Source organism: Microbacterium sp. PMB16, assembly GCF_051294855.1.
Lineage (GTDB): Bacteria > Actinomycetota > Actinomycetes > Actinomycetales > Microbacteriaceae > Microbacterium.
Window position 1 is genome coordinate 3,380,246 of the sequence record NZ_CP145908.1, and the last position, 13,755, is coordinate 3,394,000.

Consider the following 13,755-nt stretch of genomic DNA (forward strand, 5'->3'; position numbering starts at 1 on the left):
CCTCCCGAATCTTCTCATCCTACGCGTGCTGTGCGGGACGAGCTCCCGCGGTGAGGGAACGATCAGGCATCGACGGCTGCCTTGCTGCGGGCCTCGCGGATGCGCGCGTCGCGCTCCTTCAGCTGCGGCTCGTTCTCGCGGAAGAGCGAGTAGAGCGGAGCAGCGACGAACAGCGTCGAATAGGTCGCGACCAGGATGCCGACGAAGATCGACAGCGAGATGTCGGTGAGCGACTCCGCGCCGAGCCAGAACGACCCGATGAAGAGGACCGCACCGACCGGGAGGGCCGCCACGACGGACGTGTTGATCGAGCGCACGAGCGTCTGGTTCACGGCCAGGTTGACCGATTCCCCGAACAGCCGGGCGGACTTCTCGCCGTCCTCCGTCGTGTTCTCACGGATCTTGTCGAACACCACGGTGGTGTCGTACAGCGAGTACGCGAGGATCGTCAGGAAGCCGATCACCGCCGCCGGCGAGATCTCGAACCCGGCCAGCGCGTAGATGCCGACCGTGATCACGAGCACGTCGAGCAGGCCGATGATCGCCGCAGCCGACATCTTCCAGGTACGGAAGTAGATGGCCAGGATGAGGAAGGTCAGGGCGAGGAAGATCGCGAGCCCCCAGAGGGACTGCTTGGTGACGTTCTCTCCCCAGGCCGGACCGATGAACGAGGACGTGACCGCCTCGGCATCGACCTTGTAGGCCTCGGCGAGGGCGTCGGAGACCTGCTGGGTCTGCACGTCGCTCATCTGGTCGGTCTGCACCCGGATGTCGGCCTTGTTGACGACGACGACCTTGGTCGCGGCACCCGCGACGACGGACTGCACGGCTTGCTTGGCGGTGTCCTGATCGACACTGTCGGGGGCCTGCACGGTGAACTGCGAGCCGCCGGTGAACTCGATCGAGAACTGGATCGGGCGGATGAACGGCACCAGCGCGGAACCGACGACGAGCGCGATCGCGATGATGAACCACAGGCGGCGCTTGCCGACGAACGGGAAGGACGTCTTGCCCGAGTAGAGGTTGTTGCCGAACTCATTCATGGAAGGCATCAGGCGTCTCCCTCCTTGGCTCCGTTGTTAGAACTATCGGCTCTGCCGGGTTTGTCCCCGGCCAGGGCCTCTGCGCGTTTGCGTTCGGCGATCGTCTGCCGACGATCGGCCTCACCGCGTGCACGGGCGTTCTTCGCTCCGCGTCCGGTGGTGGTGCTGGCGACCTCACGGAACTGCGAACGGCTCCGGTACACGGCACCGAGCGCCTCCGGATCCAGGCCGGAGAGCTTGTGACCGCCGCCGAAGAACTTCGTGCGGGCGAGCAGCTGCATGACCGGGTGCGTGAAGATCACGAAGATGAACACGTCGATCAGGGTCGTCAGACCCAGCGTGAACGCGAAGCCCTTCACCGTAGCGTCGGCGAGGATGTACAGCACGACAGCGGCGAGGATGTTGATCGACTTGGAGATGTAGATCGTGCGCTTCGCGCGACCCCAGCCGTCTTCCACCGCGGAGGTGATGGACTTGCCGTCGCGGAGCTCATCTCGTATTCGTTCGAAGTAGACGATGAACGAGTCGGCGGTGAATCCGATCGACACGATCAGACCGGCGACACCGGCGAGTGAGAGGCGGAAGCCGAGACGCCACGCCAGGATGCAGATGATCACGTATGTCAGCACGGCCATGACGGCGATGGAGGCGATGATCACCGAGCCGAGGGCGCGGTAGACGATGAGCGAGTAGATCGCCACGAGCGCGAGACCGATGAGTCCCGCGATCAGACCGATCTGCAGCTGCTGGGTACCGAGCGTGGCCGAGACGGTGTCGGAGCTCTGGACCACGAAGCTCAGCGGCAGGGCACCGAACTTGAGCTGGTCGGCCAGCGTCGTCGCGCTCTCCTGCGTGAAGCTGCCCGAGATGCTGGGACGGCCGTCGAGGATGACGCCGTTCATGCGCGGCGCGCTCACCACGTTGCCGTCGAGCACGAACGCGAACTGGTCACGCGGCGACAGGCCGTCGATGCGGTTCTGGTTCAGGCGCGTGCTGACCTTGCCGAACGCGTCTCCGCCTTCGCCGTTCATGGTCAGCTGCACGAGCCAGGCACCCGACTTGGGGTCGCGGCCGGCGGTCGCGTCAGTGATCGCGGTACCGGTGAGCTCGGTCGGTCCGAGCAGGAACTTGGCCGTTCCCTGCTCGTCACACGCGATGACCGGCTGGTCCTGCGGCTCGCGAGCGGGGTTGGTGGCCGGGTTGGCGCAGTCGTAGGCCTGGAACTCGGCGAAGAGCTTGTCGGTCACCCAGGACGGGTCGCTGGCGTCGGTCGGCTCGGCCGTCGGCGTCGCGTTCAGCGACGGGTCCGGTGACGGGTAGGGCGTGGCGTTGCCGTCGTCACCGACGAACTCCGTACTCGCTGCCGTCGTGAACAGCACCGGTCGGAACTCGAGCTGGGCGCTGGACTTGATGCGCTCCTGCGTCTCCGCATCCGCCTTGCCGGGGATCTGGACGACGATGTTCTGTCCGCCCTCGGTCGTGATGTCGGCTTCGGCGACACCCGAGGCGTCGACGCGCTGCCGGATGATGGCGGCGGCCTGATCGAGCTGCTCCGCCGACGGCGCGGCCCCGTCTTCCCGCTCGGCGCTCAGGACGATCTGCGTGCCGCCCTGCAGGTCGAGCGCGAGCTCAGGCGACCACGAGCTCGCCGGTTCGTTGTCTCCGACCTTGAAGACGTAGACACCCAGGGAGTTGATGCCGAAGAGCACGCCCGTCACGAGGAGCAGGCCGAGGAGGACCCGCCAGGCGTGACGGACCGGAGAAGATGAAGCCACGTGTGTTCAGCTTTCTGGGATGCCGGAAGTGCGAGGAGCGGGTCAGACCGCGGTCTTACTTGTCGTCTGCGTCCCGCTCGAGACGCGCACGCGTCTCCTCGGTGGTCTCGATCGCCGGCGCGTCGGACTCGTCGGCCACGGGAGCGTCGAGCTCGTCGACCTGCTCCTCGACGACGACGTCCTTGGGCTCCACGATGCGCAGGATCGCCTGGCTGTGGACCTCGATGATGGTGCCGGGAGCGATCTCGACGAGCGCCGGCGAGTCCAGGTCCTCAGGGTCGTACGCGACGATCGTGCCGAAGATGCCACCCTGCAGCAGCACCTTGACGCCGGGGACGGTCTTGGTCGCCTTCTCCTCCTGCTCGGCCTTCATCTGCTTCGTGCGCTTGCGCGTGTTGAAGATCATGAAGATCAGGAGGACGGCGAGAAGACCGAAGAGGAGGAATTCCATGGGCATGGGGGAAGCGCCTTTCGCAGGTGCACGCACCAGCCTTTGGGCGCACAGAGATATCCGGGAAGTCTTCAGCGATTATAGGTCATCTAAGCGAAGCGTCCCGTCCGGGTGCGGAACACCGAGGTGCGCATACGCCTCCGGCATCGCGATCCGGCCGCGCGGAGTGCGTCCGAGGAAGCCGATGCGGACCAGGTACGGCTCGACCACGCTCTCGACGGTCTCGCCCTCCTCGCCGACCGCGACGGCGAGGGTGCTGAGGCCCACCGGGCCGCCGCGGAACCGCCGGACGAGCGCTTCGAGCACGGCGCGGTCGAGACGGTCCAGGCCGATCGCATCGACGTCGTAGAGCTCGAGAGCCGCGCGCACGCCTTCGATCGTCGCCGTGCGACCGCCGCCATGCACGAGGGCGTAGTCGCGCACACGCCGCAGCAGCCTGTTCGCGATACGGGGCGTGCCGCGCGACCGCCGGGCGATCTCGGCGAGCGAGTCGTGCGGCAGGTCCACGCCGAGCACGAGAGCCGAGCGGGAGATGACCTGTTCGAGCTCGTGCTCCTCGTAGAACTCGAGGTGACCGGTGAATCCGAAGCGGTCACGCAGCGGGTTCGGAAGCAGTCCCGACCTGGTCGTCGCACCGACCAGCGTGAACGGGGCGAGTTCGAGCGGGATGCTCGTGGCGCCGGCGCCCTTCCCGACCATGATGTCGATCCGGTAGTCCTCCATCGCGAGGTACAGCATCTCCTCTGCGGAGCGCGCCATGCGATGGATCTCGTCGATGAACAGCACCTCGCCGGGCACCAGGCTCGACAGGAGAGCTGCGAGATCGCCGGCATGCTGGATCGCGGGTCCGCTCGACAGTCGCAGCGGCCGCTCGCTCTCGTGCGCGACGATCATCGCCAGTGTCGTCTTGCCGAGCCCCGGAGGACCCGCGAGCAGGATGTGATCGGCCGGTCGGCTCTGGATGCGGGCAGCGTCGAGCAGCAGCTGCAGCTGCCCCCGCACCTTCTGCTGTCCCACGAACTCGCTGAGGCTGGCGGGGCGCAGCGCGCCCTCGATCGCCAGCTCGGTCTCGTCGGCGGGCTCTGCCGCATCGCGGGCGTCAGACACGCGTCTGGCTCCCCTGCGCCGGCCCCAGCATCGCGAGCGTGCGCCGCAAGAGTGAGGCGACCGAACCCTTCTCGGCGTCGGAGGCGTCGGCGGCGGTCTGCGTCGCGGCTTCTGCGGCGACCTTCTCCGACCAGCCGAGACCGACGAGAGCGGCAGCGACCTGCGAGACGACGTCGTTGCCGGAAGCGTTCGAGGGCCTGGTCGTGGCCGTGACGGGGTGGACCTTGCCCGCGAGCTGCAGCACGATCAGCTTCGCGGTCTTCGGACCGATGCCGGAGACCCGTCGGAACGGTGCATCGTCTTCGGCGGTGACGGCCTCGGCGATCTGATCGACCGTGAGGTGCGAGAGCACCCCGAGCGCCGACTTCGGCCCGACGCCCGTGACGCTGATCAGGAGGCCGAAGACCTCCAGCTCATCTCGCTCGGCGAAGCCGTACAGCGACAGGGAGTCCTCACGGACGATAAGGCTGGTGTGCAGCTGCAGCCGCTCCCCCACGGTCGCCGTATGGGCGACGTCGGTCGGGACGGCGACGGAGAACCCTACTCCGCCCACCTCGATGACGACCTGATCGGATGTCGCATGCAGGACGACACCGTGCAGAGAGGAGATCATCCGACCAGCCTAGGACCCTGCTCGTAGATATGTTCGAGCGACACGCTCGGCATCCGCCCAGGCGCGCTGCGCGGGTGTCAACGCTCCCTGCGTGGCAACGGCGCCGCCGCGACGCCAGGCGTGGCACAGGGCGATCGCGAGGGCGTCCGCGGCATCCGCCGGCTGAGGTGGCGCGTCGAGCCGGAGGATCCGCGCGATCATCGCCTGCACCTGCCGCTTGTCGGCAGAGCCGTAGCCGGTGACCGCGGCCTTGACCTCGCTCGGTGTGTGCGTGGCGGCCGGAAGACCGGCCTCCGCCGCCACCAGCAACGCGACACCGCTCGCCTGGGCGGTGCCCATGACGGTGTGCGTGTTCTGCTGCGCGAAGACGCGCTCGACGGCGACCGCATCCGGCCGGAACTCCGCGATCACCTCTCGGATGCCGGCCGCGACGATCGCCAGACGGTCACCGATCTCCGCATCGGGCGCGGAACGGATCACACCCACGTGCACGAGCGTGCCGCGACGGGATCGGTCGACGTCGACGACGCCGACTCCGCACCGGGTCAGACCCGGGTCGATGCCGAGAACGCGCAGGGAGGAGGTCACTCCCCCAGGCTAAGCCGCCGGTCCGACGTCGCGCGTGAGGCTCGCCTCAGGCGTCGTCGTTCTCGAGCTCTGCCTGCACATCGGCGGACAGATCGAAGTTGGTGAACACGTTCTGCACGTCTTCGCTGTCTTCGAGTGCGTCGATGAGACGGAAGATCTTGCGCGCGGTGTCGGCGTCGATCTCGACCTTGAGGTTCGGCACGAACTCGACGTCGGCGGACTCGTAATCGATTCCGGCCTCCTGCAGCGCGCTGCGCACCGCGACCAGATCGTGGGCCTCGGTGATGACCTCGAACCCCTCGGAGTGCGGCTCGATCTCTTCCGCTCCCGCCTCGAGCGCCGCCATCATGACGTCCTCCTCGCTGGTGCCTTCGGAGCCGACGACGATGACGCCCTTGCGGCTGAAGTTGTACGCCACGCTGCCCGGGTCGGCGAGGGTCCCGCCGTTGCGGCTGAGCGCCGTGCGCACCTCGGCGGCAGCACGGTTCTTGTTGTCGGTCAGACACTCGATCATGAGGGCGACGCCGTTGGGCCCGTATCCCTCGTACATGATCGAGGTGTACTCGACGGCCTCGCCGCCGATACCGGCGCCGCGCTTCACCGCACGGTCGATGTTGTCCTTCGGGACAGAGGTCTTCTTCGCCTTCTGCACCGCGTCGAACAGGGTCGGGTTGCCCGCCAGGTCAGCGCCGCCGAGCTTGGCCGCGACCTCGATGTTCTTGATGAGCTTGGCCCACGACTTCGCCCGTCGGGAGTCGATGATGGCCTTCTTGTGCTTCGTGGTCGCCCACTTGGAGTGCCCGGACATAAGTCTCCGCTCGTCGTATCCGCCCCGGAGCTCGCACCGAGGGCGTCGTCCAGTCTATAGAAACACGTCACGCGCCCGTGGCGGTGCGGCGTGCAGGACTCGATCGGCTGATAGCGTCGACGGATTCGTCGCCGGCACCGGGCGACTCGGGAGGGAGATGCGGCCGTGACCAGCGGAGCAGATCGCCTGCGTCCGGAGTGGACGACGCTCCCCGCCGCACTGCGCGAGAGCATCCTCGACGCGATCGGCGGCGCCTTCGTCGCAGATGCGCCGACGCACGGCGGCTTCGGTGTCGGCTACGCCGGCATCGTCACAACGACGCGCCGCACCGTCTTCGTGAAGGCATGCGGGGCTGATGGTCACAGCGACTCCCTGTCCCTCCTCCGCCGAGAGATCGGTGTCGTGAAGCGCATCCCCTCGCCGGTCGGACCCGAGGTGCAGGCCGCGATCGATCACGAGACCGGCGCCGCCCTGATCCTCACCGCCATCGACGGGCGTCACCCAGGGGGCCCATGGCGGGCCGCCGACCTGCACCTCGTCGCGGACAGCATCGGAGCGCTCGCAGCCTCGCCGGCCCCCTCCGCGCTGCCACGGGCAGAGAGCGACCTCGCGCCCGACTTCACCCGCTGGGTCGATATCGCGGCAGACCCGCAGCTCAGCGAGACGCTTCCCGAAACGGTCAAGAACCGACTGCCCGAGCTGCTGCGCATCGAGCAGCGATTCGCGGAGACGATCCGCGGAGATGCGATCATGCACAACGATCTTCGCGAAGACAACATCCTCATCGCCGACGGTCGCGCGCATCTCCTCGACTGGCCCTATGCGGTGAGGGCGGCGCCCTGGGCCGACGTCCCGCTGCTCCTGCCGAGCATCGAAGCCTCAGGTGGCCCCGCCTGCGAGGACGCCTGGCGCCTGTTCCAAGAGCACGGCGCTCCCGACCCGGCCTCGCTGCTGCCGATCGCCGCCGCGGGCGCGTCGTACCTCTGGCATGCGCAGGCGCAGCCGGAGGTCGCACAGATCCCGGGACTGCGTTCCTTCCAGCGCGCGCGGGCAGTCCCGGCGCTCCGCTGGATCAGCACGATGCTCTGAATTCCGGAGCGGATGCTCAGCGCGCGGCAACCCGAGCGAGGAAGCGCCGGTGGAATCGTGTCTCCCCGGTGATCTCCGGGTGGAAGCTCAGCCCGAGCAGCCCGCCCTGCTCGACGGCGACGACGCGTCCGTCCGGCAGCGCCGCCAGCGTCTCAGCCCCCGGTCCGACCGACTCGACGACCGGCCCGCGGATGAACGCGGCCTTGACCGGGTTCCCGCCGAGTGCCGGCACGGAGAGTTCGGCCTCGAAGGATTCCACCTGTCGGCCGAACGCGTTGCGGCGGACGACCACGTCGAGTCCGCCGAACGATTCCTGACCGTCGATCGCATCCACCACCGTGTCGGCGAGCAGGATGAGTCCCGCGCAGGTGCCGAGCACCGGCATCCCGCCGGCGATCGCATCGCGGATCGGCTCCTGCATGCCGAACAGCCGGGACAGCTTGTCGATCACGCTCGACTCGCCTCCGGGGATCACAAGACCGGCGACGGCCGCGAGCTCCGCCGGACGGCGGACCAGGGCGACTTCGGCGCCCAGCTCCGCGAGCAGGGCGGCGTGCTCGCGCACGTCGCCCTGCAGCGCGAGGACGCCGACCCTCGGACTACCAGCCACGCTCGGCGAGGCGGTGCGGCGCGGGCAGGTCGGAGACGTTGATGCCGACCATGGCTTCGCCGAGTCCACGCGACGCCTCGGCGACGACCTTCGGGTCATCGAAGAACGTGGTCGCCTTGACGATCGCCTTCGCGCGCTCGACCGGGTTGCCCGACTTGAAGATGCCGGAACCCACGAACACGCCGTCAGCGCCGAGCTGCATCATCATCGCGGCATCCGCCGGTGTCGCGACGCCGCCGGCGACGAAGAGCACGACCGGGAGCTTGCCGGTCTCCGCGATCTCGGCGACAAGCTCGTAGGGGGCCTGCAGCTCCTTGGCAGCGACGAAGAGCTCGTCTTTCGGGAGCGCGGTGAGAGCGGCGATCTCGCCGCGGATCTTGCGGATGTGCTTCATCGCCTCGGAGACGTCACCCGTGCCGGCCTCGCCCTTGGAGCGGATCATCGCCGCGCCCTCGTTGATGCGGCGGAGGGCCTCACCCAGGTTCGTGGCACCGCACACGAACGGGACCTTGAAACCGAACTTGTCGATGTGGTTGACGTAGTCGGCCGGCGAGAGCACCTCGGACTCGTCGATGTAGTCGACGCCGAGCTCCTGCAGGATCTGCGCCTCGACGAAGTGGCCGATGCGCGCCTTCGCCATGACGGGGATCGAGACCGTGTCGATGATGCTGTCGATCATGTCGGGGTCGCTCATGCGCGAGACCCCGCCCTGGGCGCGGATGTCGGCCGGCACACGCTCGAGCGCCATGACGGCGACGGCGCCGGCATCCTCTGCGATCTTCGCCTGCTCAGCGGTGACGACGTCCATGATGACGCCGCCCTTGAGCATCTCTGCGAGGCCGCGCTTGACGCGCGAGGATCCGGTCGTGGTCTGGTCGGTCATGAGGACTCCTGTCGGGTGCGCCACTGTCGTGGGTCGCAAAGCCTGGATTGATCTAGGCCAAACATAGCACTGTCCGATACGACCTAGAATCGAGAAGTCATGAGCGACGAGATCACAGGAACGACCGCGGCGGACATCGCCGACAGTGTGCGCGGACTCCGCGATCGCGGCATCCTGCGCGCCGGGAGTCCGCTGCCGCCGGTGCGTGAACTCGCCGCCACGCTCGGCGTGAACCGCAACACCGCCGTCGCCGCCTACCGCCAACTCGCCCAAGCGGGCCTGGTCATCTCCCGCGGCCGCGCCGGCACCGTGGTCACCGGCCACGAATCCGTCGCGCAGGAAGGCTACGCCGCCGACACCGTGCTGCGTGACATCGGCACCGGCAACCCCGACCCGCGCCTCATCCCCGACCCCTCCGCTGCGCTGATGAACATCGCGAGCAGACCCGTCCTCTACGGCGAGCCCGTGATCGACCGCGACCTCGACGCGTGGGCGCGCGCCTGGGTGGCCTCCGACCTCGCGGCCGACTTCCGGATCACCATCACCAGCGGTGCCGTGGATGCCGTGGAACGCCTTCTCGCGCAGGCATTGATGCGCGATGACGCCGTGGCCCTCGAGGATCCGTGCTTCCTGGCCAGCATCCATACGGTGCGTCTGGGCGGATACCGCGCCGTGGCGGTACCGGTGGATGACCAGGGCATGACCGTGGAGGGCCTCCGTGCGGCGCTCGACGCCGGCATCCGCGCCGTCATCTGCACGCCGCGCGCGCAGAACCCGACCGGCGCGAGCCTCACCGCGGAGCGCGCCGCAGAACTCCGCGCCGTGCTGGCCGATCACCCCTACGTCCTGATCATCGAAGACGACCACTTCTCGATGCTCTCGCAGCGCCGGTACGAGACGTTGATCGGACCAGAGCACCGCAGGTTCGCGCTGGTGCGCTCGGTATCGAAGTTCCTCGGCCCCGACATGTGCCTCGCGATCGCGGCCACCGACGCCGAGACCGCCGACCGGCTGGCCATGCGTCTGAGTCCCGGCACGACCTGGGTGAGCCATCTGCTGCAGCGTCTCGCCCTCACGCAGCTGACCGACGAGAAGGTCGCAGCTGAAGTCGTCGCGGCCGCCGCGCACTACGCCGAACGCAACGCCGCCTTCGCCGCGCGACTGCGAGAGCACGAGATAGAGGCACCGGCATCCGACGGACTGAGCCTCTGGGTGGAGCTGCCGCGTCCCGCCCGCGTCGTCGCCGAGCGCCTCATGCGCCGCGGCTGGCTGGCCCGCACCGGAGACGAGTTCGCACTCGACGACCGCGCCGAGCCGTCGCACCACCTGCGACTCACCGTCCACGACCTCGACGACCAGGATGCTGCGACGCTCGTCGACGACCTCGTCGCCGCTGTCCGATGATCACCCGCCGCGGACAGGAGTCCGCCCTGAATGAAAGGATCGGAGAATGAAGATCCTCTCCATCCAGTCGGCCGTCGCGTACGGTCACGTCGGCAACTCCGCCGCCGTTTTCCCGCTGCAGCGCATCGGCGTCGAGGTGCTGCCGGTCTACACGGTGAACTTCTCGAACCACACCGGCTACGGCGCATGGCGCGGACCCCTGATCGCACCGGACGACGTCCGTGAGGTCATCACCGGCATCGAAGAGCGCGGCGTCTTCGGACAGGTCGATGCGGTGCTCAGCGGCTACCAGGGCGGCGAGGGCATCGGTGACGTCATCATCGACGCCGTCGCACGGGTGAAGGCCGCGAACCCGCAGGCCGTCTACGCGTGCGACCCCGTGATGGGAAACGCGAAGTCCGGCTGCTTCGTCGCACCAGCCATCCCGATCCTGCTGCGCGAGCGCGTGGTCCCGGTGGCCGACATCATCACCCCGAATCAGTTCGAGCTGGGCTTCCTCACCGAGACCGACCCGGACACGCTCGAGTCCACGCTCGCCTCGGTCGATGTCGCCCGGGCGATGGGACCTCGCACGGTGCTCGTCACGAGCGTCGAGCGGCCGGACCGCGAGGAGGGCACCATCGAGATGCTCGCTGTCGACGACCACGGAGCGTGGATCGTGCAGACCCCGCACCTGCCCATGAAGGCGAACGGATCCGGCGATGTCACGGCCGCGCTGTTCACCGCGCACTACGTCGAGACCGGCAGCGCGCAGACCGCACTCGAGCGCACGGCATCCAGCGTCTACGACCTGCTCAAGGCCACCCTGGAGTCCGGTGAGCGCGAGCTGCAGCTCGTCGAGGCCCAGGAGTACTACGCGAACCCGCAGATGCAGTTCACCGCGCGTCGGGTTCGCTAGCGCTGAGGCCAGGCGTTCGCCACGGCTTCGCGCACCTCGCCGAGCAGCTGCGGCAGCGCCTTGGTCTTCGCGATGATCGGGAAGAAGTTCGCGTCCGACGTCCACCGCGGCACGACGTGCTGGTGCAGGTGCCCGTCGACCCCGGCTCCTGCGACGGCGCCCTGATTCATGCCCAGGTTGAAGCCGTCACACCGCGACACCTCGCGCAACACCCGCATGGCGGTCTGTGTGAGGGCGCCGATCTCGGCGACCTCCTCGGGCGTCGCCTGATCGTAGGTGCCGATGTGGCGGTACGGGCAGACGAGCAGGTGGCCCGAGTTGTACGGGAACAGATTCAGCAGCACATACGCCGTCTCGCCGCGCGCGACGATCAGCCGCTCGGCATCCGGATGCTTCGGAGCCTCGCAGAACGGGCATTCCTCGCGCAGCGGTTCCGGACCCGCCTGGATGTACGCCATCCGGTGCGGGGTCCACAACCGCTGGAACTCGTCGGGAACACCCGCGAGGAGTCCGCCGTCCTCGACCGTCGTCACACGAGATCCCCGACGGTCTGCACGAGCGCGTGAGAGTCGATCGCGGCGCGGATGCGGGCGACGGCATCCGCGATCGGGACGCCGTTCTCCTGCGTGCCGTCGCGGTAGCGGAACGAGACGGTGCCGGCAGCCCGGTCCTGCTCCCCCGCGATCAGCAGCAGCGGTACCTTGCCGGTGGTGTGATTGCGGATCTTCTTCTGCATGCGTTCGTCCGACGTGTCGAGCTCGGTGCGCACGCCCGAGTCACGCAGCGTCCGGATGACGTCGCCGAGGTAGTCGGCGTATTCTTCGGCGACCGGGATGCCCACGACCTGCAGCGGCGACAGCCAGACCGGGAAATCACCGGCGTAGTGCTCGAGCAGGATCGCGAAGAACCGCTCGATCGAGCCGAACAGCGCGCGGTGGATCATGATCGGGCGCTTCTTCTGCCCGTCCTTGTCCATGAACTCCAGATCGAAGCGCTCGGGCAGGTTCGGGTCGACCTGCACGGTCGAGAGCTGCCAGGTGCGGCCGATCGCGTCCTTGGTCTTCAGGTCGATCTTGGGGCCGTAGAACGCGGCCTCGCCGGGGACCTCGGTGAGCTTGAGTCCGGATGCGACGGCGACGCGGCGCAGGGCATCGGTCGACGACTCCCAGAACTCGTCCGAGCCGATCCACTTCGACTTCTCGTCGTCCTTCATCGACAGCTCGAGCTCGAAGTCGCTCAGTCCGAAATCACGCAGCATCGACAGGATGAAGTCGAGGACCTTCGAGACCTCCTCCTCCAGCTGATCGGGCGTGACGAACAGGTGAGAGTCGTCCTGGGTGAAGCCGCGCACACGGGTGAGCCCGTGCAGGGCGCCGGAGAGCTCGTTGCGGTAGACCGTGCCGTTCTCGGCGAACCGCAGCGGCAGATCGCGGTAGCTGCGCGCACGTTCCTTGTAGATCAGGATGTGCATCGGGCAGTTCATGGGCTTCAGGTAGTAGTCCTGGCCCTGCTTGGTGATCTCGCCGTTCTCGTCGCGCTCCTCGTCCATCACGATGGGCGGGAACATGCCCTCCTTGTACGTGACGAGGTGGTTCGAGGTGAGGAACAGGTCTTCCTTCGAGATGTGCGGCGTGTACACGTAGGTGTAGCCGCCCTCGATGTGGCGCTTGCGGGCATGCTGCTCCATCTCGCCGCGGATCATGCCGCCGCGAGGATGCCACACCGACAGCCCGGAGCCGATCTCCTCGGGGAAGGAGAACAGGTCGAGCTCCTTGCCGAGGCGACGGTGGTCGCGCTTGGCCGCCTCCTCGAGACGGTGCTGGTAGGCGCGCAACTCGTCCTTGGTCGGCCAGGCGGTGCCGTAGATGCGCTGTAGCTGCGGGTTCTTCTCGCTGCCGCGCCAGTAGGCGGCGGCGATGCGGGTGAGGTCCCAGCCGTTGCCGATCATGCGGGTGTTCGGCAGGTGCGGTCCGCGGCAGAGGTCCTTCCAGACCACTTCGCCGTCACGCGTGGTGTTGTCGTAGATCGTGAGCTCACCCTCGCCGACCTCGACGGAAGCGCCCTCAGCGACCTCCTTGCCGGGGCCCTTGAGACCGATGAGCTCGAGCTTGAAGGGCTCGTTCGCGAGCTCGGCGCGTGCCTCCTCGTCGGTGACCACACGACGGACGAAGCGCTGTCCCTCACGGACGATGCGCTGCATCTCTTTGGTGATGGCCTTGATGTCCTCAGGGGTGAACGGGGTGTCCACACCGAAGTCGTAGTAGAAGCCGTCCGTGATGGGCGGCCCGATCCCGAGGTTCGCCTGCGGGTTGATCCGCTGCACCGCCTGGGCGAGCACGTGCGCCGCAGAGTGACGGAGGATGTTCAGCCCATCGGTGCTGTCGATGGTGACCGGCTCGACCTGATCGGCATCCGTCACTGTCGTGGCGAGATCCTTGAGATCGCCGTTGACGCGCATGGCGACGACGTTCCGGTCGGTGAACAGG

14 protein-coding genes are annotated in these 13,755 nt (G+C 67.8%); 3 read left to right on the plus strand and 11 right to left on the minus strand.

Annotation, left to right across the window (positions count from 1 at the left end; all coding sequences use genetic code 11):
• Nucleotides 1-62 precede the first annotated feature (62 nt).
• The 7 genes from secF to V5D55_RS16240 all read right to left on the minus strand — a co-directional run bounded on the left by secF (nucleotide 63) and on the right by V5D55_RS16240 (nucleotide 6,385).
• Nucleotides 63-1,052: a protein translocase subunit SecF gene (gene secF, locus V5D55_RS16210; RefSeq protein WP_435744935.1), complete on the minus strand. Its 990-nt coding sequence runs from the start codon at nucleotides 1,050-1,052 to the stop codon at nucleotides 63-65.
• Nucleotides 1,052-2,818, minus strand: coding sequence for a protein translocase subunit SecD (secD, locus tag V5D55_RS16215; RefSeq protein ID WP_435744937.1), 1,767 nt, complete (start codon nucleotides 2,816-2,818; stop codon nucleotides 1,052-1,054). The genes secF and secD overlap by 1 nt, the downstream gene beginning before the upstream one ends.
• Nucleotides 2,819-2,873: 55 nt before the next feature.
• A complete protein-coding gene (locus V5D55_RS16220; protein ID WP_435744939.1) occupies nucleotides 2,874-3,275 on the minus strand; it encodes a preprotein translocase subunit YajC in 402 nt (133 codons plus the stop codon).
• A 72-nt stretch (nucleotides 3,276-3,347) separates the two neighbouring features.
• Nucleotides 3,348-4,376: a Holliday junction branch migration DNA helicase RuvB gene (gene ruvB / locus V5D55_RS16225; protein ID WP_435744941.1), complete on the minus strand. Its 1,029-nt coding sequence runs from the start codon at nucleotides 4,374-4,376 to the stop codon at nucleotides 3,348-3,350.
• On the minus strand, nucleotides 4,369-4,989 hold the full coding sequence (gene ruvA, locus V5D55_RS16230; protein WP_435744944.1) for a Holliday junction branch migration protein RuvA: 621 nt from the start codon (nucleotides 4,987-4,989) through the stop codon (nucleotides 4,369-4,371). Before ruvA ends, ruvB begins: the two co-directional genes overlap by 8 nt.
• A gap of 9 nt (nucleotides 4,990-4,998) precedes the next feature.
• A complete protein-coding gene (gene ruvC / locus V5D55_RS16235) occupies nucleotides 4,999-5,577 on the minus strand; it encodes a crossover junction endodeoxyribonuclease RuvC (protein ID WP_435744946.1) in 579 nt (192 codons plus the stop codon).
• Nucleotides 5,578-5,623: 46 nt separating this feature from the next.
• On the minus strand, nucleotides 5,624-6,385 hold the full coding sequence (locus V5D55_RS16240; protein WP_435744948.1) for a YebC/PmpR family DNA-binding transcriptional regulator: 762 nt from the start codon (nucleotides 6,383-6,385) through the stop codon (nucleotides 5,624-5,626).
• 165 nt (nucleotides 6,386-6,550) lie between these two features.
• Between V5D55_RS16240 and V5D55_RS16245 the strand changes: the two genes are divergently transcribed.
• Nucleotides 6,551-7,474 carry a phosphotransferase gene (locus tag V5D55_RS16245; RefSeq protein ID WP_435744950.1) on the plus strand — a complete coding sequence of 308 codons (924 nt, stop codon included), beginning with the start codon at nucleotides 6,551-6,553 and terminating at the stop codon, nucleotides 7,472-7,474.
• 16 nt (nucleotides 7,475-7,490) lie between these two features.
• On the opposite strand, the gene pdxT is transcribed toward V5D55_RS16245, so the two are convergent.
• Both pdxT and pdxS read right to left on the minus strand, forming a co-directional pair.
• Nucleotides 7,491-8,084, minus strand: a complete 594-nt coding sequence (gene pdxT / locus V5D55_RS16250; RefSeq protein ID WP_435744952.1) for a pyridoxal 5'-phosphate synthase glutaminase subunit PdxT — start codon at nucleotides 8,082-8,084, stop codon at nucleotides 7,491-7,493.
• On the minus strand, nucleotides 8,074-8,967 hold the full coding sequence (pdxS, locus tag V5D55_RS16255; RefSeq protein WP_435744955.1) for a pyridoxal 5'-phosphate synthase lyase subunit PdxS: 894 nt from the start codon (nucleotides 8,965-8,967) through the stop codon (nucleotides 8,074-8,076). Before pdxS ends, pdxT begins: the two co-directional genes overlap by 11 nt.
• A gap of 99 nt (nucleotides 8,968-9,066) precedes the next feature.
• Between pdxS and V5D55_RS16260 the strand changes: the two genes are divergently transcribed.
• Nucleotides 9,067-10,371: an aminotransferase class I/II-fold pyridoxal phosphate-dependent enzyme gene (locus V5D55_RS16260; RefSeq protein ID WP_435744958.1), complete on the plus strand. Its 1,305-nt coding sequence runs from the start codon at nucleotides 9,067-9,069 to the stop codon at nucleotides 10,369-10,371.
• Between the two features lie 46 nt (nucleotides 10,372-10,417).
• Nucleotides 10,418-11,269 carry a pyridoxal kinase PdxY gene (pdxY, locus tag V5D55_RS16265; protein ID WP_435744960.1) on the plus strand — a complete coding sequence of 284 codons (852 nt, stop codon included), beginning with the start codon at nucleotides 10,418-10,420 and terminating at the stop codon, nucleotides 11,267-11,269.
• Here pdxY and V5D55_RS16270 read toward each other — a convergent pair.
• Together V5D55_RS16270 and thrS are read right to left on the minus strand one after the other, a co-directional pair.
• The gene (locus V5D55_RS16270; protein ID WP_435744963.1) at nucleotides 11,266-11,802 is read right to left on the minus strand and encodes an HIT family protein; all 537 of its coding nucleotides are present in this window, start codon (nucleotides 11,800-11,802) and stop codon (nucleotides 11,266-11,268) included. The genes pdxY and V5D55_RS16270 overlap by 4 nt on opposite strands.
• A complete protein-coding gene (thrS, locus tag V5D55_RS16275; RefSeq protein ID WP_435749330.1) occupies nucleotides 11,799-13,727 on the minus strand; it encodes a threonine--tRNA ligase in 1,929 nt (642 codons plus the stop codon). The genes V5D55_RS16270 and thrS overlap by 4 nt, the downstream gene beginning before the upstream one ends.
• Nucleotides 13,728-13,755 lie beyond the last annotated feature (28 nt).